Source organism: Acidovorax sp. sic0104, from assembly GCF_019219095.1.
Classification (GTDB): Bacteria; Pseudomonadota; Gammaproteobacteria; order Burkholderiales; family Burkholderiaceae_C; genus Acidovorax.
Map to the genome: position 1 here is coordinate 1 of NZ_JAHUWH010000008.1, position 17,715 is coordinate 17,715.

The 17,715-nt window shown below is 68.9% G+C and carries 20 protein-coding genes and 1 tRNA gene; 12 read left to right on the forward strand and 9 right to left on the reverse strand.

The window, feature by feature from the left end:
• Positions 1-1,076: 1,076 nt before the first annotated feature.
• Together KW835_RS14155 and KW835_RS14160 are read right to left on the reverse strand one after the other, a co-directional pair.
• Positions 1,077-1,718, reverse strand: coding sequence for an NrsF family protein (locus KW835_RS14155; RefSeq protein ID WP_218383406.1), 642 nt, complete (start codon positions 1,716-1,718; stop codon positions 1,077-1,079).
• Positions 1,718-2,257, reverse strand: coding sequence for a sigma-70 family RNA polymerase sigma factor (locus tag KW835_RS14160; RefSeq protein ID WP_218383760.1), 540 nt, complete (start codon positions 2,255-2,257; stop codon positions 1,718-1,720). Before KW835_RS14160 ends, KW835_RS14155 begins: the two co-directional genes overlap by 1 nt.
• 245 nt (positions 2,258-2,502) lie before the next feature.
• On the opposite strand from KW835_RS14160, the gene KW835_RS14165 reads away from it, so the two are divergent.
• The 4 genes from KW835_RS14165 (at position 2,503) to KW835_RS14180 (ending at position 5,115) form a co-directional block, all read left to right on the forward strand.
• Positions 2,503-2,802, forward strand: coding sequence for a DUF2282 domain-containing protein (locus KW835_RS14165; protein ID WP_218383408.1), 300 nt, complete (start codon positions 2,503-2,505; stop codon positions 2,800-2,802).
• Between the two features lie 179 nt (positions 2,803-2,981).
• On the forward strand, positions 2,982-3,845 hold the full coding sequence (locus tag KW835_RS14170) for a DUF692 domain-containing protein (protein ID WP_218383410.1): 864 nt from the start codon (positions 2,982-2,984) through the stop codon (positions 3,843-3,845).
• Positions 3,836-4,639: a DNA-binding domain-containing protein gene (locus KW835_RS14175; RefSeq protein WP_218383412.1), complete on the forward strand. Its 804-nt coding sequence runs from the start codon at positions 3,836-3,838 to the stop codon at positions 4,637-4,639. Before KW835_RS14170 ends, KW835_RS14175 begins: the two co-directional genes overlap by 10 nt.
• The gene (locus KW835_RS14180; protein WP_218383414.1) at positions 4,636-5,115 is read left to right on the forward strand and encodes a DoxX family protein; all 480 of its coding nucleotides are present in this window, start codon (positions 4,636-4,638) and stop codon (positions 5,113-5,115) included. The genes KW835_RS14175 and KW835_RS14180 overlap by 4 nt, the downstream gene beginning before the upstream one ends.
• Before the next feature lie 23 nt (positions 5,116-5,138).
• On the opposite strand, the gene trxC is transcribed toward KW835_RS14180, so the two are convergent.
• Entirely contained in the window at positions 5,139-5,585 is a 447-nt protein-coding gene (gene trxC, locus KW835_RS14185) for a thioredoxin TrxC (RefSeq protein WP_218383416.1), read from the reverse strand.
• A gap of 183 nt (positions 5,586-5,768) precedes the next feature.
• Here trxC and otsB point away from each other — a divergent pair, with 183 nt between their 5' ends.
• From otsB to otsA, 3 genes are read left to right on the forward strand one after another with little or no spacing between them, the layout of a single operon-like run.
• Positions 5,769-6,506, forward strand: a complete 738-nt coding sequence (gene otsB, locus KW835_RS14190; RefSeq protein ID WP_218383418.1) for a trehalose-phosphatase — start codon at positions 5,769-5,771, stop codon at positions 6,504-6,506.
• Positions 6,503-8,308 (forward strand): glycoside hydrolase family 15 protein, encoded by a 1,806-nt coding sequence (locus KW835_RS14195; RefSeq protein WP_218383420.1) that lies wholly within the window; start codon positions 6,503-6,505, stop codon positions 8,306-8,308. Before otsB ends, KW835_RS14195 begins: the two co-directional genes overlap by 4 nt.
• A 48-nt stretch (positions 8,309-8,356) precedes the next feature.
• Positions 8,357-9,736, forward strand: coding sequence for an alpha,alpha-trehalose-phosphate synthase (UDP-forming) (otsA, locus tag KW835_RS14200; protein ID WP_218383422.1), 1,380 nt, complete (start codon positions 8,357-8,359; stop codon positions 9,734-9,736).
• 134 nt (positions 9,737-9,870) lie between these two features.
• On the opposite strand, the gene KW835_RS14205 is transcribed toward otsA, so the two are convergent.
• Entirely contained in the window at positions 9,871-10,065 is a 195-nt protein-coding gene (locus tag KW835_RS14205) for a DUF2905 domain-containing protein (RefSeq protein WP_218383423.1), read from the reverse strand.
• Between the two features lie 75 nt (positions 10,066-10,140).
• On the opposite strand from KW835_RS14205, the gene KW835_RS14210 reads away from it, so the two are divergent.
• Entirely contained in the window at positions 10,141-11,559 is a 1,419-nt protein-coding gene (locus KW835_RS14210; protein WP_218383425.1) for an ethanolamine ammonia-lyase subunit EutB, read from the forward strand.
• On the forward strand, positions 11,556-12,395 hold the full coding sequence (gene eutC, locus KW835_RS14215) for an ethanolamine ammonia-lyase subunit EutC (RefSeq protein ID WP_218383426.1): 840 nt from the start codon (positions 11,556-11,558) through the stop codon (positions 12,393-12,395). The genes KW835_RS14210 and eutC overlap by 4 nt, the downstream gene beginning before the upstream one ends.
• 199 nt (positions 12,396-12,594) lie before the next feature.
• Here the strand turns inward: eutC and KW835_RS14220 are convergent, their stop codons facing one another.
• Entirely contained in the window at positions 12,595-13,713 is a 1,119-nt protein-coding gene (locus tag KW835_RS14220; RefSeq protein ID WP_218383429.1) for a class I SAM-dependent methyltransferase, read from the reverse strand.
• Positions 13,714-13,732: 19 nt separating this feature from the next.
• Here KW835_RS14220 and KW835_RS14225 point away from each other — a divergent pair, with 19 nt between their 5' ends.
• On the forward strand, positions 13,733-14,518 hold the full coding sequence (locus KW835_RS14225) for an SDR family oxidoreductase (protein ID WP_218383431.1): 786 nt from the start codon (positions 13,733-13,735) through the stop codon (positions 14,516-14,518).
• A gap of 36 nt (positions 14,519-14,554) precedes the next feature.
• Entirely contained in the window at positions 14,555-14,929 is a 375-nt protein-coding gene (locus tag KW835_RS14230; RefSeq protein ID WP_056414111.1) for a dihydroneopterin aldolase, read from the forward strand.
• A gap of 94 nt (positions 14,930-15,023) precedes the next feature.
• Here KW835_RS14230 and KW835_RS14235 read toward each other — a convergent pair whose 3' ends face one another.
• From KW835_RS14235 to KW835_RS14250, 4 genes are all read right to left on the reverse strand, one after another.
• Positions 15,024-15,641 carry an HNH endonuclease gene (locus KW835_RS14235; RefSeq protein ID WP_218383433.1) on the reverse strand — a complete coding sequence of 206 codons (618 nt, stop codon included), beginning with the start codon at positions 15,639-15,641 and terminating at the stop codon, positions 15,024-15,026.
• A 227-nt stretch (positions 15,642-15,868) separates the two neighbouring features.
• Positions 15,869-16,054 (reverse strand): hypothetical protein, encoded by a 186-nt coding sequence (locus KW835_RS14240; RefSeq protein WP_218383434.1) that lies wholly within the window; start codon positions 16,052-16,054, stop codon positions 15,869-15,871.
• An 81-nt stretch (positions 16,055-16,135) separates the two neighbouring features.
• Positions 16,136-16,210 (reverse strand) — tRNA-Asn (locus KW835_RS14245).
• 514 nt (positions 16,211-16,724) lie between these two features.
• Positions 16,725-16,967 (reverse strand): hypothetical protein, encoded by a 243-nt coding sequence (locus tag KW835_RS14250; protein ID WP_218383439.1) that lies wholly within the window; start codon positions 16,965-16,967, stop codon positions 16,725-16,727.
• Positions 16,968-17,134: 167 nt separating this feature from the next.
• Between KW835_RS14250 and KW835_RS14255 the strand changes: the two genes are divergently transcribed.
• Positions 17,135-17,581 (forward strand): hypothetical protein, encoded by a 447-nt coding sequence (locus tag KW835_RS14255; protein ID WP_339385556.1) that lies wholly within the window; start codon positions 17,135-17,137, stop codon positions 17,579-17,581.
• The last annotated feature ends 134 nt before the right edge of the window (positions 17,582-17,715 follow it).

Sequence of the window (17,715 nt, forward strand, 5' to 3'; positions counted from 1 at the left end):
CAGAACTCACTGCGCGCTGCGCGCTCCGTTCAGACAACTGCGGCAAGTCAGAGCACGAAGGCGTGTGTCCTTCGGCACACGCCCACCCCGCCCCCTGCGCGCCCCAGGCGCATCCAGAAGGGATGGGGGAGCCGAATAGCCACACGGGCCATCGCTGCGCTCGGCCCGCCCGCGTCTTGGGGGCCGAGCAACGCGATGGCCCGTGTGGCTGTTCGGCTGTTCGGCTGTCCACCCCCTGCTGGCTGCGCCTGCGGCGGGGCGGTTGCGGGGTGAGCATGCGCGCTAGTGCGCGCATGCCTCGTGAACTGACTCGCCGCAGTTGTCTGAGCGGAGCGCCGCAGGCGCGCAGTGAGTTCTGCGGCGCACCCCGCAACCGCCCCGACGCAGGTTTGCCCCGCAGCGCAGCGAAGGGGTCGCAGACTGGGGGTCGCCTTTCTTTTGGGTACTTTTCTTTGGCGAAGCAAAGAAGAAGTACCTCGCCCGCCGGGGCGAACTCCCGGCTCCCGCCCTTGAACCAGGCACACCGCCAACCAGCGAGCCCGCGAGCAGCGCCCCGGTTTCGACAAGCTCAACCCGACCGGGCGGGAGGCAAGACGCCTCAACTTCGACAGGCCCAGCCCTAAGGGCCATTGCTGCGCTCACCCCCGCCTGCGCAGCGCGCGGCGCATGCGCCCGCGTCTTGGGCGCCGAGCAACGGGATGGCCCATAGGGCTGTACGGCTGCTCGGCTGTCTACCCCGCAACCGCCCCGACGCAGGTTGCCCCGCAGCGCAGCGAAGGGGCCGCAGACTGGGGGTCGTCTTTCTTTTGGGCCCGCCGGGGCGAACTCCCGGCTCCCGCCCTTGAACCAGGCACACCACCCAATCAGCGAGCCCGCGAGCAGCGCCCCGGTTTCGACAAGCTCAACCCGAACGGTTGGAGGTCACACGCCCCAACTTCGACAGGCCCAGCCCGAACGGGCGGAGGCTGCAGCAGGCTCACCCCTAACTGCCTGGGGTGCAACAACAACCCCAAGGCTTTGAAAGGCCTGAACGGCCTGTGACGCATCCAGGGCGGCACTCACAAAGCGCCACCGCCTTACCAGCGCAGCCAGCGTGGCCCCGCAATGGCGCCCAGCGCGGTGGGGATGGCCATGCCCGCCAGGTACCACACGGCCAGGAAGGGCGTGGCCATCTCGGGGCAGTGCAGCGCATACACCAACGCACCCAGCGCCCCTGCCAGCAGCCCCGCGCCCGCGCCGGCCCACGCCAACCGCGTGGGAGCCGCGCCCTTCAGCGCCCAGAACCCCGCGACAAACGCCGGAACCGACAGCACGGCGATGTTGAAGGGGCAGGTCCGCCAGGTGCTGCCCAGGATGAGCGGCAGGCGCTCGGCCGGCGCCGCCTGCGCCAGCGTGGCCAGCGCCAGCCCCCACAGCACCAGCGGCGGCAGTGCCAGCCACAGCGCGGTGCGCGCTGCGGGCATACCGGGGCGTGCCACCCGCTGCAGCACCATCAGCCCGCCCGCCGCCAGCGTGCCCGCAAAGGCCAGCTTGCCCCAGAACATGGGCATCGCCATCGTGGCCGCCAGGTCGCTGCGCAGGCCGAACAGGCCCAGCATGAGCACGGCCGCCCCGGCAATGCCCGCAAACGCAGCCATGGCGAGACGCCGCTCCACCGTGTGGCGCGCCACCGGGTGTGCATCGGAGGCCAGCAGCTCTATCAATTCATCGGTTTTCATCACATTCCCCTGATCCTGGCGGCCAGGGCCTTGAGGCCCCGGTGCACGCCCACTTTGACGGCGGATTCCGACATGCCGGTGAGTTCTGCGGTCTCGACCACCGACAGGCCCTCGAGCTTCATGTGCACGATGGGCAGGCGCTGGCGCTCCGGCAGCAGCTGCAACAGCCGGCCCAGGTCGCGGCGCGCCTCGGCCGCGTCGCTGTCGGTGCTGGCGAACAGATCATCGGTGTCGTCCAGCGGCACATGCAGCGCTTCCTTGGCGGCGCGCGAGCGCAGCCAGTCGATGAGCTTGTAGCGCGCAATCGCATGCACCCAGGCCGTCACCGGCGAGTCGGCCCGGTAGGTGTGGCGCTGGTTGTGCACCGCCAGCAGGGTCTCCTGCACCAGGTCCTCTACCTCGTCGGGCCGCTGCGCCAGGCGGCGGCGCAGAAACGCACGCAGGTGCGCGCTCAGCTCCTTCAGAAATCGCTGGTACGCCGCTGCGTCGGCGTCCAGCCCCTGCAGCAGCAATCCACGCAGCCGCTCTTCAATGTCCATGGCGTCTCCCTGCAGGGTATTCGTCACAGCGGGCCCTCCGGTTACAGCGGGTGCAAAAAATAAATAAGCGTGTGGAGTGGCAGCGCCGTGTAACCCGCGGCGACGCCAGCGCGAATTACAGCGCAGATCGGGTGCTGCAGGGTGCAGGCCGTTAGCTAGTTAGTTAGTTCTGCCCCGCACGTTGCCGCCACCGGTCCGCTTCGATCCCTTGTTTATCAAACCAAACTCTGTTGGAGAAACTTGCCATGACCACTCGCACCCTCAGCCTCGGCGCCCTCGCACTCTCGGCCATTGCCTGCACCGCCGCCATGGCCCAGGCACAAACCCAGCCCATGGGCGACGCCGCCGCCAAGCCCGCCATGGAGAAATGCTACGGCGTGTCGATGGCCGGCAAGAACGACTGCGCGGCAGGTGCCGGCACCACCTGCGCGGGCACCTCGAAGATGGACTACCAGGGCAATGCCTGGAAGTACGTGCCCGCCGGCACCTGCGCCACGCTCAAGACCCCCAAGGGCATGGGCTCGCTGATGCCGATCAAGTCCTGAGGTGAAGCCCCCCTGAGGCGCTGCGCGCCTTCCCCCGAAGGGGCACGCACCCGGTGGACCGGCGGAGCCGGCTCCACGGGTGCCCTGGCTTGGCAGCGCCCGCTGCACAGGCCGCGGGCGGCGCGCAGCCCGATGGATACCGATGCGGCAAACCTTTCCTCACCCCTTAGCGATCTGCCATGCCATCCCTGCTGACCGCCGGCCTGGGCCTCAAGCCCCAGCACTACGCCGAGGCGCTGCAATGCAGCGCCCCCGGCCTGTGGTGGGAGGTCCACCCGGAAAACTACCTGGCCGCCGGCGGCCCGCGGCTGGCGTGGCTCGAAGCCATCCGCGCGCGCCACCCGGTGGCGCTGCACGGCGTGTCGCTGTCGCTCGCGGCCGATGCACCACCCGATCCCGGCCGCCTGGCCCGGCTGGCCGCGCTGGTGCGGCGCATCGAACCCGCCATCGTGTCCGAACACCTGGCGTGGTCCGCCTGGCGCGGCCACTACCTGCCCGACCTGCTGCCGTTTCCGCGCACCCACGCGGCGCTGGCCCGCATCACGGACAACATCGCGCGCACGCAGGAGGCCCTGCAGCGCCCCATCGCCATCGAGAACCCCACGCACTACCTGCACATCGACGGGCACGACTGGTCCGAGACCGATTTCCTGGCCGAAATGGTTCGGCGCACGGGCTGCGCGCTGCTGCTGGACGTGAACAACGTGCACGTGAGCGCCCACAACCTGGGTACGGACGCGCAGGCCTACATCGAGGCCTTCCCGCTGCACGCCGTCGCAGAGATCCATCTGGCCGGCCACCACGCCGATCCGGCGCTGGGCGAGGCGCTGCTCATCGACAGCCACGACGCGCCCATTTCGGCTGCCGTGTGGGCGCTGTACGAGCAGGTGCTGGCACGCACGGGCCCCGTGCCCACGCTCATCGAGCGGGACGGCAATGTGCCTGCGTTACCGGAGCTTCTGGCGGAACGCGAACAGGCGCACAAGGCCCAGGGAGCCCGCGCACAACACGCCCCTGACTGCGAGGTGGCGCCATGCACCTGAGCGACTTTCAGGACGGACTGTCGGCAGCGCTGCTGCCGTCTCCAGACAAAGCGTTGCACATGCCCGCATGGCTCGCTGCCCTGGCCGCCCAGCCCGGCTTTGCGGTGTACCGCAACAACGTGCTCACTGCGTGCATCGACGCGCTGCAGGCCAATTACCCCACGGTATGCAGTCTGGTGGGCACCGACTGGTTCCGCGCAGCGGCTGGCATGTTCGCCCACGCGCAGCCTCCCTCCGATGGGAGGCTCATGGACTATGGCGCGGACTTTCCCGACTTTCTGCGGCAGTTCGGGCCGGCGTCCGAGCTGCCATACATGCCCGCCGTTGCACGCCTCGATCGGTGCTGGACGGAGAGCCACCTGGCGGCCGACGCCCGCGCGCTCGACGCGACCTGGCTGGCCCGCCAGCCGCCCGACGCGCTGGCACTGCGGCACCTGCGGCCCCACCCGGCGGCGCGCTGGACTTGGTGCGACGACCACCCGGCCTATACCCTGTGGCAGCGCCACCGCGACCAGTGGCCCATGGATGCGGACTTGGCCTGGGTGGGCGACGCAGGGCTGCTCACGCGTCCAACGGCTGCCGTGGCGTGGCGTGCCCTGCCGCGTGCGGGGATTGTTTTCATGGACGCCTGCGCCCAAGGCCTGCCGCTGGAGGCCGCCGCCACCCAGGCGCTGACGGCCGAGCCGAACACAGACTTCGGGGCGCTGCTGGTGCTGCTTCTGGACGCAGGCGCGCTCACCGAAGCAGATGACGATGCCGACGCCCCGGCCCCCTGTTCAAAGGAAACACCATGACCGCCAACACATCGACACCCTTGTCCTCCCCGCCCGCAGACGGCCCCCGCGCATGGGGCAACCGCCTGGCAGGCATCGCCACCTGCCTCACCCCCCACAGCCTGCTGGCGCTGATCAACCGCGTGGCTCTCGCAGGCATCTTCTGGCTGTCGGCGCGCACCAAGGTGGAGGGCTGGTTCACCATCTCCGACAGCGCCTATGCGCTGTTCCGCGACGAATACAGGCTGCCGCTGATTCCGCCGCACCTGGCCGCGCAGCTGGCTACGGTGGCCGAGCACCTGTTCGCCGTGCTGCTGGTGCTGGGCCTGTGCACGCGGCTGTCTGCCCTGGCACTGCTGGGGATGACGCTGGTGATCCAGGTGTTCGTCTACCCCGACGCGTGGCCCACTCACCTCTCGTGGGCGGGGCTGATGCTGTACCTGGTGGGGCGTGGCGGGGGTGCGGTGTCTCTGGACCGCGCTTTGGGCCTGCGCTGAAGCGGCCTTGATTCAGCCACAGCTCACGAGCTGGCGGGCGTGGCGGTGCGCACCCAGCGCGCGATGTCCGCCGCGCCCAGCGCGCCGGAGATGCGCGCCACCTCGCGCCCCTGCTGGAACAGCACCATGGTCGGAATGCTGCGGATCGCATGGCGCGCCGCCAGCGCCTGATGGTCTTCGGTGTTGAGCTTGGCCAGTCGCACCTGCGGCTCCAGCTCGCGCGCGGCCTGGGCGAACGCGGGGGCCATCTGGCGGCACGGGCCGCACCAGGGCGCCCAGAAGTCCACCACCACGGGGATGTGGCTGCGCGCCACATGGCGCTCGAACGACGCGGCGTCGAGCTCGAGCGGCGCCCCTGCGAAGAGCGGCTGATGGCACTGGCCGCAGTCGGGCGCGCTGGCCAGCTGCGCGGTTTGCACGCGGTTGGTGGTGTGGCAGTGGGGGCAGACGATGTGCAGGGCTTCGGACATGGGGACGCGATGTTGACAGTCTCAATGTGCGCAGATGGCGACCGGGCTGGACTTTTCAAGTCGGCGAGCCTGCCGCATCGATGTCGGCCAAATACCTGCTTGCAAAAATTTACGCGGGATTACAGGGTGTAGAACACCCCACGGGGCCGGTCGGCCCGGTGGCATCTGCTAAGGTCTCGGCCCATGCAGCTGCTTCCGATACTGACAACTGCCCACGCCCTTTTTCTCGATTTCGACGGCACGCTCACCGAGCTGGCGTCGCGCCCCGAAGCGGTGCGCATTGCGTCCGGGCTGATCCCCACTCTCTCGGCCTTGCACGCCCACCTGGGTGGTGCGCTGGCCATCGTGACGGGGCGGCCCGAAGCCGACATCGACGGATTCCTCGCGCCGCTGCACCTGCCGCTGGCCAGCGAGCATGGCGCGCAATACCGGTTGCACGACACCTCCCACCCCGCTGTGCCCCCGCCAGACCTCGCACCGGTGCTGCACGCCGCGTACGACCTCGCATCGCGCCATCCCGGCCTGCTGGTGGAGCCCAAGCGCGCCAGCGTCGCGCTGCACTACCGCCTGGCGCCCCACATGGAGGCTCGCTGCCTGGACACCCTGGAACGCGCCTTGCAAGGCGTGCAAGGCGTGGAGCTGATGCGCGGCAAGTTCGTCTTCGAGGTCAAGCCCCGTGGTGCACACAAGGGCCAGGCCATCGTCGATTTCATGACCCAGCCGCCGTTTGAGGGCCGCATTCCCGTCTTCGTGGGGGACGACGTCACCGACGAATCGGGCTTTGCCGCCGTGCAGTCCCTGGGCGGTTGGGGCATCAAGGTGGGCGAAGGCCCGACCATGGCGCAGCACCGCTGCATGACCCCCGCCGCGCTGCGCGGCTGGCTATCGAGTGCCAGGACCAATTGGGAACGCGAACGATGAACACTGCTGCCAACGCCCCTCAACAGGGCTCGCTCAACCTCGGCATGATCGGCAACTGCGCCATCAGCGCGCTGATCGACGACAGGGCACGCATGGTCTGGTGCTGCCTGCCACGCTTCGATGGAGACCCGGTGTTCAACGCCCTGCTGCAGCCGGGCGACGAGGGAAGCCATTTCGCGATCGAGATCGAGGACCTGGCCTCGGCCCACCAGTGGTACGAGCCCAACACCGCCATCCTGCGCACGCAGCTGTTCGACAAGGCCGGGCACGGCGTGGAGATCACCGACTTCGCACCGCGCTTCAACAGCCGCTCGCGGTTCTTCCGGCCCATGACGCTGGTGCGCCGCGTGCGGCCCATCGAAGGCGCGCCGCGCATCCGCGTGGCGCTCAAGGTGCGCTACGACTGGGGCCGCAGCACGCCGCACATCACGCGCGGCAGCAACCACATCCGCTATGTGGGCGAGGACATGACGCTGCGCCTGTCCACCGACGCACCGGTGTCGCACGTGCTGTCGGGGCAGTCGTTCGTGCTCACGCGCGAACACAACTTCATTCTCGGCGCGGACGAGACGCTGCACGAAGGCATCGCCGACACGGCGCGCTACTTCGAGCAGGAAACCACCAGCTACTGGCGCAGCTGGAGCCGAGCGCTGGCACTGCCACTGGAATGGCAGGACGCGGTGATTCGCGCGGCCATCACGCTCAAGCTGTCGCTGTACGAAGACACAGGTGCCATCGTGGCCGCCATGACGACGAGCATCCCCGAGTCCGCGCACAGCGGCCGCAACTGGGACTACCGCTACTGCTGGCTGCGCGACGCGTTCTTCGTGGTGCGCGCGCTCAACAGCATCTCGGAAGTCGGCACCATGGAGGACTACCTGCGCTGGCTGAGCAATGTGGTGGTCGAGGGCGGCGACGGCCACATCCAGCCGCTGTACGGCATCGGCCTCGAAAAGGAACTGCCTGAGTCCGTCATGCCGCAGTTGGCCGGCTACCGGGGCATGGGCCCCGTGCGCGTGGGCAACCAGGCGGCCGAGCATTTTCAGCACGATGTGTACGGCAACATCGTCCTCGGCGCTGCGCAGGCCTTCCACGACCACCGGTTGCTGCACCGCGCGGGTCTGGCCGAGTTCACGCGCCTGGAACAGGTGGGCGCCAACGCGGTGCGCGTGTACGGCCAGCCCGACGCCGGCATGTGGGAGCTGCGCACCCGTGCGCGCGTGCACACCTCGTCGGCCCTGATGAGCTGGGCGGCCTGCGACCGGCTGGCCAAGATCGCCATCACACTGCAGTTGCCTGACCGCGCCGCGTACTGGCGGGACCACGCCGACCGCATGCGCGACGAGATCATCGCCAAGTCCTGGAGCGAAAGCCGCCAGGCCTTTGCCGAAAGCTTCGGCGGCCACGAGCTCGATGCCAGCGTGCTGCTGATGGCCGAAGTCGGCATGATCGACCCCAAGGACCCACGCTTCGTGAGCACCGTGGAGGCCATGGAAAAGAGCCTGTGCGATGGCCCGTACATGCGCCGCTACGAGGCGGCCGACGACTTCGGCAAGCCCGAGACGGCGTTCAACATCTGCACCTTCTGGCGCATCGACGCGCTCGCGCGCATCGGCCGCAAGGACGAGGCACGGGCCATCTTCGAGACCATGCTCGCGGCCCGCAACCCGCTGGGGCTGCTGTCCGAGGACACCCATGCCGAAACGCGCGAGATGTGGGGCAACTTCCCGCAGACCTACTCCATGGTGGGCGTCATCAATGCTGCGGTTCGCCTGTCCGCGCCGTGGGACAGCGTGATTTGAGGCGGTGTCCGACAGGCGGCAAGGCCCGCTGGCAACGATGATGGACGGATGAGCAGACTCGTCGTTGTATCCAACCGCATCGCGGACCCCCGCAAGCCCGCCGCTGGCGGCCTGGCCGTCGCACTGGGCGACGCCCTGAACCAGACCGGCGGCCTGTGGTTCGGCTGGAGCGGCACCGTCACCGAAGACGGCACCCCCGGCGAATGCGAGCTGCAGACACGCCACGCAGGTGCCGTGACGCTGGCCACCGTGGACCTGTGCCGTGAAGACCACGACAGCTACTACCACGGCTACAGCAACAGCGTGCTGTGGCCCGTCTTTCACTACCGGCTGGACCTGGCGGACTTCAACACCCGCTACATCGCGGGCTACCGCCGGGTCAACCAGATGTTCGCGCGCAAGCTGCTGCCGCTGTTGCGCGACGACGACATCATCTGGGTACACGACTACCACCTGATCCCGCTGGCCGCCGAGCTGCGCGCCATGGGCTGCAAGCAGCGCATCGGCTTCTTCCTGCACATCCCCATGCCGCCGCCGCTCATCATGGCGGCGATTCCGCAGCACGAATGGCTGATGCGCTCGCTGTTCGCCTACGACCTGGTGGGACTGCAGAGCGAAGCCGATGTCTCGCACTTCACCCGCTACGTGCGCAACGAAGCCAGCGCCGAGGAAGTCGGTGTGCAGCAGCTGCGCGCGTTCGGTGCCACGGTGCAGGTCAAGGCGTTTCCCATCGGCATCGACGTGGACGAGTTCACCCGCCTGGGCCAGGCGCCCGACGCGGTGGAAACCTACGAGAACATGCGCGACGAGTATTCGCGAAGGCGGCTGCTGATGGGCATCGACCGACTCGACTACTCCAAGGGCATCCCGCACCGCGTGCGCGCGTTCCGCGAGCTGCTCGACCGCTACCCCGAAAACCGCGACAGCGCCACGATGATCATGATCGCCTCACCCTCGCGCGACGACGTGCACGCGTACACCGACCTGCGCCATGAGCTCGAAGGCCTGTGCGGCGCCGTCAATGGCGACTACGGCGAGCTCGACTGGATGCCCGTGCGCTACATCCACCGCATGGTGGCGCGCAAGCGCGTGCCCGGCCTGTGCCGCGCGGCCGCCGTGGGCCTGGTCACGCCGCTGCGCGACGGCATGAACCTGGTGGCCAAGGAATACGTGGTGGCGCAGGACCCCGACAACCCCGGCGTGCTGGTGCTCTCGCGCTTTGCGGGCGCGGCCGAGCAACTGAAGGAAGCGCTGCTGGTGAACCCCTACGACACCCAGGGCACGGCGGACAGCATCCAGCAGGCGCTGCAGATGCCGCTGGCCGAGCGGCAGTCCCGCCACCAGAAACTCATGGCGCGCATCCGCGAGCACGATGTGCATTGGTGGCGCAAGTCGTTTCTCAAGGCGCTGGAGAAGGCGGCCGACTGATGCGGACTGGCATGTCAAATCATTCAACACTGTTCGGGCTGACCCTATCGAAGCCTTACGCGGCACTTCGACTGCGCTCGGTGAATGGCTTGTCTTGTTGATGGACGTGGGCAAGAACGCCGCCACGCAGCGCTTTACAGCAGTTTTGCGAGCAGGCTCACCACGAAGCTCAGCAGCAGCGTGGACGCCAGCGGCACATCCCAGTCGCGGCCCAGCCACCGAAAGCGCAGGTCGCCCGGCAGCCGGCCAAAGCCCATGCGCCGCAGCAAGGGCGATAGCCAGCTGAGCAGCATCAAGGCCAGGAAGATGACGAGAAGCCAGCGGATCATGGTGCTCCGAGTGTAGGCGCACCAGGTAGCCCCAGCGGCCGCGCCCCGCTACCATGGCCACCACCGAGCACACCCATGCAGTCCACCCGCTACCACCACACCGCAGGCGGCCAGCGCTGGCAGTTCGGCAGCCTGCGCGATGTGCTGGCCAAGGCATCGCCCCAGCGCTCGGGCGACGTGCTGGCGGGCATTGCGGCCACCACGGCGGTGGAGCGCATGGCCGCGCGCATGTGCCTGGCAGACGTGCCGCTTGCGCGCTTCCTGGCCGAAGCCCTGGTTCCGTACGAATCCGACGAGGTCACGCGCCTCATCATCGAGACCCACGACGCTGCCGCATTCGCTCCCATCGCCCACCTGACCGTGGGCGACTTCCGCAACTGGCTGCTGGCCCACGGCACCGACAGCGCCGCGCTGGCGGCCGTGGCCCCCGGCATCACGCCCGAGATGGCGGCGGCCGTGAGCAAGCTCATGCGCAACCAGGACCTCATCGCCGTGGCGCGCAAGTGCCGCGTGGTCACGCGGTTTCGCAACACCATCGGCCTGCCGGGCCGACTTTCGGTGCGGCTGCAGCCCAACCACCCGACGGACGACGTGCGCGGCATCGCGGCCTCGATGATCGACGGCTTGCTGTACGGCGCGGGCGACGCGGTGATCGGCATCAACCCCGCCACGGACAGCATCGCCGCCCTGACGGGCCTGGTGCACATGCTGGACGAGGTGATCGCCACGCTGCGGATCCCCACGCAGTCGTGCGTGCTGACCCATGTGACCAACACGCTGCAGATGATCGAGCGCGGCGCGCCGGTGGACCTGGTGTTCCAGTCCATCGCGGGCACCGAGAAGGCCAACGCGGGCTTCGGCATCAGCCTGGCCCTGCTGCGCGAGGCGCACGATGCGGCGCGGTCCCTGCAGCGCGGCACGGACTTTGGCGATGGCGTGGGCGACAACGTGATGTATTTCGAGACCGGCCAGGGCAGCGCCCTGTCGGCCAACGCGCACCACGGCGCGGACCAGCAGACCTGCGAGGCGCGCGCCTACGGCGTGGCACGGGCTTTCTCGCCGCTGCTCACCAACACCGTGGTCGGCTTCATCGGGCCCGAATACCTGTACGACGGCAAGCAGATCATCCGCGCGGGCCTGGAAGACCACTTCTGCGGCAAGCTGCTGGGCGTTCCGCTGGGCTGCGACGTCTGCTACACCAACCATGCCGAGGCCGATTCGGACGACATGGACGCGCTGATGACGCTGCTGGGCGCGGCCGGCCTGACCTTCATCATGGGCGTGCCGGGGGCGGACGACATCATGCTCAACTACCAGAGCACCTCGTTCCACGACGCGCTGTACCTGCGCGAGGTGCTGGGCCTGCGGCGCGCGCCGGAGTTCGAGGACTGGCTTGCGAGCATGCACCTGGCCGACGGCGCGGGGCGGCTGCTGCCCGCAGCGCAGCAGCAGGCGGCCATCGCGCGGCTGCGGCAGATCGGAATGAACACATGACGCAGCCCGCGCCCGACCCCTGGGCCGATCTGCGCGCCCACACCGCCGCCCGCCTGGCGCTGGGCCGCGCGGGCACTGCCATCCCCACACGCGAGCTGCTCGACTTCGGCCTGGCCCACGCGCAGGCGCGCGACGCGGTGCACCTGCCGCTCGATGCGGATGCGCTGGCCGCACGGCTTGGCGGGCTGTGCGGCACTCCGCTGCAGGTGGCCAGCGCCGCACCCGAGCGCGCCACATACCTGCTGCGCCCTGACCTTGGCCGGCGCCTGTGCGACCGCGATGTGCAGCGCCTGCAGGCGTTGGGGAACGGCGGCCATGCCGGCCACGACCTGCTGCTGGTGGTGGCCGACGGCCTCTCGGCCCTGGCCGTGGAGCGCCACGCCGAGCCCCTGCTCCGGGCCATCGTGGGCAGCGCGCCACAGGGCTGGCGCATCGGCCCCGTGGTCATCGCCACACAGGCGCGCGTGGCGCTGGGCGACGAGGTGGGCGCACTGCTGGGGGCCCGCATGGTGGCGTTGCTGATCGGCGAACGACCGGGCCTGAGCTCGCCGGACAGCCTGGGCATCTACCTCACCTGGCACCCGCGGGTGGGGTGCAGCGATGCGGAACGCAACTGCATCTCCAACGTGCGGCCCGAGGGCCTGGACCCGGCTGCTGCGGCGGCGCGGATGTGGTGGCTGTGCACCGAGGCGAGGCGCCTGGGGCTGACGGGGGTGCGGCTGAAGGACCGCAGTGATGGCGTGACGCTGGCCGCGGGCGGGCGGCAGGGGCCTCAGGACGAGCCCCCTCTCCCCCACCCTCCACCCCGCCCGCTCCCGCGAGGGGAGAGGGAGTAAGACCGGCGCTCGGTTCCGTGCATGGCGCTGGTGCCAGTCAGACGTTGGCTAATATCTTTCACATCGCATCCAGAGGCGAGGCGCCCCTCACCAGCCGGCGCACCCAGCGCCCCGAAAACTCCCTCTCCCCTCGCGGGAGAGGGCTGGGGAGAGGGGGGGAGTCAGCAGCAGAGCCTGTCAACCAAGGCCCCCCTGCCCCCTACAACCGGTGCGACCGATCCCCTTGCACAAACCCCATGGGCTCCCACGCACTCCCCGCGCCCAGGGCCAGCACCTTGAACAGCTCGCCCATCTCGTGCTCCATGATCAATTTGGCCGCTGTCGCCCGTTCCGCCTGCGGCAGTTGCTCCATTTTTGGTAGCAAACCGCAGTTGATGAGGAAGTGCGCCTGCGTGGTGTAGCCCAGCACCTCCATCCCTGCTTCCTGCGCGGCCAGTGCCATGGCGGTGAAGTTGACGTGCGCGGTGATGTCCTTGCGCCCCACCGCCACCAGCGGGTCGCCATCGGCCAGGTGCCCCTGGTGGCACATCACGGTGCCCATGTGGCGCTGCGGGTGGTAGTACTCGCTTTCGCCAAAGCCGTAGTCCAGCAGAAAGGCCGCGCCGCGCGTGAGCCGGTCGGCCAGCATGCGGATGAAGCCTTCGCCCTGCGCGTGGATTTCGGTCAGGTAGTCCTGCGGGCCTTCGATGTCGACAGGCGGGCGCAGTGCGGTGGGGCGGTCGGCCCAGGCAAAGCTGCCGTCTTCCTGCGCCACCACGCCGCGCTCGTGCCACACGCCCTGTGCCTGGCCGCCGTGGCGGGCCAGCAGTTGCACGGGCATGGCGTCCAGCACTTCGTTGCCCACCACCACGCCTTCGATGCGCTCGGGCAGCGTGTCCACCCAGCGCAGCTTGTGCGCGTGCTGCGCCAGCCGTGCCTGCTGGCGCGCGCGCAGGCTGCCCGACAGGTCGACGATGGTGTAGCGCGCCACCCGGTCGCCCAGCGCATCCAGCAACTGCAGGGCCAGCGCCCCCGAGCCCGCGCCGAACTCCCACACCTCGGAGGTGCCGGTCTCGGTCAGCGCCTGCTCGACCTGGCGCGCCAGCGTCTGGCCGAACAGGGGGGTGAGCTCGGGCGCGGTCACGAAGTCGCTGCCCGATTCGGGCATGGCACCGAATTTGGCGCTGTCGTTGGCGTAGTAGCCCAGGCCCGGCGTGTACAGAGCCAGCGCCATGAAACGGTCAAAGCCGATCCAGCCGCCCTCGGCGGCGATGGTCTGGCGGATATGGGCCGCCAGGGCGGTCGTTAAACTGTCGGGTTGTTGGGTCACGGCCCGCATTGTCCCCCACCCCGCCACCATGCCCCAGCCCACCCGCCCCCACACCGTGCTCGTGACCGGCGCCGCCAAGCGCCTGGGGCGCGCCATTGCGCTCGCGCTGGCAGAGGGCGGCTGGCACGTGGCGGTGCACTACCGCACCTCCGAGCAGGACGCTATCGAGACCGTAGCTGCTTGCGCACGCCTGTCGGGCACCAGCGCCCATTTTGATGCCGATTTTGACGACGAGGCCGCCGTGCGCGGCCTGCTGCCGCGCGTGGTGGCGCACTTCGGCCATGTGGATGCGGTCGTCAACAGCGCCTCGCTGTTCGAGCACGACAACGCACAGACCTTCGGCTTTGCCGCGCTGGAAAAGCACCTGCGCAGCAACACCGCCGCGCCCGTGCTGCTGGCCCAGGCGCTGCACCAGCACCTGGCAGAGCGCGCCGCTGCGGGCGACGCCGACGCCCAGGGCGCCGTGGTGAACCTGCTGGACCAGAAGCTCTGGAACCAGAACCCCGACTTCGTGAGCTACACGCTGTCCAAGGCGGCTCTCGAGGCCGCCGGCACCATGCTGGCGCTGGCCCTGGCGCCGCGCGTGCGCGTGGTGGGCGTGGCGCCGGGCCTCACGCTCACCAGCCACATGCTGCAGGACGAGAAGTTCCAGCAACTGCACGCGCTGAGCCCGCTGGGCCGCTCGTCCACGGCCGAGGACGTGGCGAGCACCGTGAAGTTTGCGCTGGAGAACCGTTCCATCACCGGCACCACGCTGCTGGTGGACGGTGGCCAGCATTTGATGAAGTTCGAGCGCGATTTTTCAATGATGTGAGCGGGCGCCGGCCCACGCAGAAAGAAGCTATCTCCCATGGACCACACCGCCGTCGGCACACAGATCCTCACCCTGACCGGCCTGCGCTTTGACGCCAACCTGGGCATCCTCTCGCACGAGAAGACCGACCCCCAGCCCATCCAGGTCGATGCCGAACTGAGCCTGGGCGTGCAGCCGCTCACCCCGCGCGACGACGACATCCTGCACGTGCTGGACTACCGCAAGGTGCGCCAGATCATCATCGACGAGTGCCGCGCCGAGCATGTGAACCTGCTCGAGAGCCTGATCGGCAAGCTCGCCAACCGGCTGATGCAGCTGCCCGGCGTGCTGGGCGTGCGCGTGAAGATCGCCAAGCTGGAGATCTTCGACGACTGCGAGGTGGCGATCCGCATCGAGACCGGCCAGTGGTGAGCCCAGGCCGCGCATTGTCGGCATAAAAAAAGGGCCACGGTCACACAACCACGGCCCTTGTCTCTGGCAGCTCTCATCCTGAACTCTCGCCCCCTCAATGGAGGCGAGATCCCTTGGGCAGCCTTCTGGCCAGCCACTCGTGCACGTCGGCCCGCACGTTGCGGCCGTCCAGCAAGAACGACTCATAGCGGCTGGGCACGTACGGCAGGAACAACAGGCGCATGCCCGCCTCTTCGGGCAGGCGGGCGGCCTTGTAGCCGTTGCACGCGGCGCAGGCGGCCACCAGGTTGGTCCACGACGTGGCGCCGCCGCGCGACTGCGGCACGATGTGTTCGCACTGCAGGATCTCTTCGCTGAAGACACCGCCGCAGTAGGCGCAGGTGTGGCGGTCGCGGCGCAGCAGCCGGCGCTTGGTGAGGCCCGGCACCACGTCAAAGAGATTGATCCGGGCGACACCGCGCAGGGCGATGATGGGCGCGACATCCAGAACCGACTGCCGGCCCGTCGCCGCGTTGTGCCCGCCACGCAATGTGGCCAGGGGCGCAAGGCCGGCATCCCACGCCACGGCGCCGCTGGCGTAGTGCACGGCGGCCTGTTCCAGCGGCATCCAGGACTGCGGCGTGCCGTGCAGGTCCAGCTGGAGCACGCGGGGCGCGGGGGTGCGGGGTTTTCGGGACGAGGTTTCGGTGGGGGTGGTGATGGTGCGGGGCATGAGGCTCTCCTTTCTGGGGATGAAGGGCGCAGCCGCCCAGCCCAGCGCACGCCCCGGTTAATACATGGTCATCGACGACTGCGACAACGAAGACAAAGCGACAAACAAAAGCACAAGCAAAAGCGACAGCTGCCGCCCACCGTCAATCGGTGGGCGCCGGTGTGGATGCATGCCCAAGGCACGCAGGGACTGCGAATGCGAAAGCGGACGCGCGCAGGGGCGTGGCGTTACCACTCGCCGACCTCGCGCACCCGCTGGTCGGGGTCGAGCTGGTCAAGGCGGCGCGCTGCGGCTGCGCGGCCTGGAGCCGTGCGTTGCAGGCGCGCGCGCACGGATGCCAGGCGGGCCAGCCAGCCCGCAAGGGCGACGCGGCGCCGCTGGGCGCCCAAGGGGAAGGAATGCTGGATGGCCATGGGGGATCTCCTGGAACGTGAATGCGGTGAATGGAAAAGAAGTGGGTGGGTTGATGGAAGAAATGGGAACGCGGGAAGGGGCGCCACAGACAGGAGTCGAACCTGCAATCCCCGGTTGAAACAACCAGGCGCCCCATCCGACAGGGCTGCTGCGGCATGCCTGCCAGGCCCGCGCAATGCGGGTCATGGACAGGAAGGAAATTGGCGTGAGCTCCACGCGCAAAGGAGCCTGAATGGGCGTTTCTCGCCCAATGCATATCCATTTCGGCTGTGCCTTCACGCGACCGCGGCCCGCCAGGGGCTGCGCATGCACGTCGCTGCACTGGGCGATCAACCCCAGCACATCCCGCCGGGCCGCGCATGCGGCCGGGTCCGGCGGTGTGAGCAAAGGCACACCCGAAATGGAGAGGGGGTGGGGCGGCTGAGCACTCGGCGCCGCTCGCTCCCTCTGCTTTCGATGCAGGTCGGCCATCGCTCCGAGGGAGAACGGCCGCCTGCGGCACACTGTTAAAGAACCTGCTCCCCGGCGGGTCGATGCCTGCGGGGGCAGCGGCGGGCGCTGCAAAAATGAGGTGGTGACAAAAAACGAGGGACAAAGAAAAAGGCCCGGAACCACCTGGTTGCCGGGCCTCTTGTCGATCAAGAGATCGGGAGGGAGAACGCTCTGGGACTACTGCCCTGCGTTGCAACCTCCGCCCGGGAGCGGCGCGGTATCCTCGAAACCATTGCCCAGCCACTGCGGCTGGTCCATGCTGGCACTGCTGCCCATGCGGTCGTGGCCCTGCAAATAGGACGCGGCATGCAAGGGCAGCCGTTTGGAGCACGTGGACGACGCCTGCGCAATGAAGGCCCCGCGCACGGCCACGGCGCCCTGGCGGGTGCGGTGGTGGATGGCGTTGTGGCGGGCGTTCATGGCGGTCTCTCGGAAGTGGGCGGCGTGTGTTCTGTGTGAGTAAGGATGAGGACTCGGAGTCCTGATGAGCGTGGACTGTAAATAGTCTTTACACACCGGTCAACGCCCTGCACAATCTTTTTTCGCGTTTGTTGTTTTTTCTCGTTGTGACCCCGCCGCCCACCACCGTGACCCGCCGCACCAACGTGCTGGCCCTGCACCGCCTTTTTCTCGAACAACAGATCGCCGCCGGCAAGCCCGCCAAGGGGCTGGACCAGGCGTTTGCCGCGTCGCTGGAGATATCGCCCAGCATGTGGAGCCAGATCAAGAGCGCCCGCCCCATCGGCGACACGCTCGCACGGCAGATCGAGCGGCATGCGCGCGTGGACATCGGCTGGCTGGACGCCCAGCACGCCACCGAGCACCCCGACCCGGCCGAAGAACGCTTTGTGGCGCTGGCGCGCGAGGCCTGGCGCGCAGCCAATGCCAGGGGCAAGCGGGAGCTCAGGCTGTGGCTCACGCAGCGGGCCAGCCCCGCCCGGCCCCAGGAGGCGAGCGGCGCAGGGCCCGACGCCCAGGCAGCGGCCACCGCCGCGCAGCGCCCTGGCGGCGGGCCGCGGAAAGCCGGAAAATAGCGCCACAGCCCCCTGGCAACGCGGTTTCACCGACAATGGAGGGCTGTTTCCCGCCGCCCCGCCCCTTGTCGTGCGGCCCGGCGGACATCGCTTTCCCCCGAACCCAGAGCCCTTCCCCTCCCATGAGCGCAGTG

What these genes read in the sequence shown, in the direction of transcription:
- KW835_RS14155 (WP_218383406.1), bottom strand. Translation starts at nt 1,718, where the DNA reads ATGAAAACCGATGAATTGATAGAGCTGCTGGCCTCCGATGCACACCCG.
- KW835_RS14160 (WP_218383760.1), bottom strand. Translation starts at nt 2,257, where the DNA reads ATGGACATTGAAGAGCGGCTGCGTGGATTGCTGCTGCAGGGGCTGGAC.
- KW835_RS14165 (WP_218383408.1), top strand. Translation starts at nt 2,503, where the DNA reads ATGACCACTCGCACCCTCAGCCTCGGCGCCCTCGCACTCTCGGCCATT.
- KW835_RS14170 (WP_218383410.1), top strand. Translation starts at nt 2,982, where the DNA reads ATGCCATCCCTGCTGACCGCCGGCCTGGGCCTCAAGCCCCAGCACTAC.
- KW835_RS14175 (WP_218383412.1), top strand. Translation starts at nt 3,836, where the DNA reads ATGCACCTGAGCGACTTTCAGGACGGACTGTCGGCAGCGCTGCTGCCG.
- KW835_RS14180 (WP_218383414.1), top strand. Translation starts at nt 4,636, where the DNA reads ATGACCGCCAACACATCGACACCCTTGTCCTCCCCGCCCGCAGACGGC.
- trxC (WP_218383416.1), bottom strand. Translation starts at nt 5,585, where the DNA reads ATGTCCGAAGCCCTGCACATCGTCTGCCCCCACTGCCACACCACCAAC.
- otsB (WP_218383418.1), top strand. Translation starts at nt 5,769, where the DNA reads ATGCAGCTGCTTCCGATACTGACAACTGCCCACGCCCTTTTTCTCGAT.
- KW835_RS14195 (WP_218383420.1), top strand. Translation starts at nt 6,503, where the DNA reads ATGAACACTGCTGCCAACGCCCCTCAACAGGGCTCGCTCAACCTCGGC.
- otsA (WP_218383422.1), top strand. Translation starts at nt 8,357, where the DNA reads ATGAGCAGACTCGTCGTTGTATCCAACCGCATCGCGGACCCCCGCAAG.
- KW835_RS14205 (WP_218383423.1), bottom strand. Translation starts at nt 10,065, where the DNA reads ATGATCCGCTGGCTTCTCGTCATCTTCCTGGCCTTGATGCTGCTCAGC.
- KW835_RS14210 (WP_218383425.1), top strand. Translation starts at nt 10,141, where the DNA reads ATGCAGTCCACCCGCTACCACCACACCGCAGGCGGCCAGCGCTGGCAG.
- eutC (WP_218383426.1), top strand. Translation starts at nt 11,556, where the DNA reads ATGACGCAGCCCGCGCCCGACCCCTGGGCCGATCTGCGCGCCCACACC.
- KW835_RS14220 (WP_218383429.1), bottom strand. Translation starts at nt 13,713, where the DNA reads ATGCGGGCCGTGACCCAACAACCCGACAGTTTAACGACCGCCCTGGCG.
- KW835_RS14225 (WP_218383431.1), top strand. Translation starts at nt 13,733, where the DNA reads ATGCCCCAGCCCACCCGCCCCCACACCGTGCTCGTGACCGGCGCCGCC.
- KW835_RS14230 (WP_056414111.1), top strand. Translation starts at nt 14,555, where the DNA reads ATGGACCACACCGCCGTCGGCACACAGATCCTCACCCTGACCGGCCTG.
- KW835_RS14235 (WP_218383433.1), bottom strand. Translation starts at nt 15,641, where the DNA reads ATGCCCCGCACCATCACCACCCCCACCGAAACCTCGTCCCGAAAACCC.
- KW835_RS14240 (WP_218383434.1), bottom strand. Translation starts at nt 16,054, where the DNA reads ATGGCCATCCAGCATTCCTTCCCCTTGGGCGCCCAGCGGCGCCGCGTC.
- KW835_RS14250 (WP_218383439.1), bottom strand. Translation starts at nt 16,967, where the DNA reads ATGAACGCCCGCCACAACGCCATCCACCACCGCACCCGCCAGGGCGCC.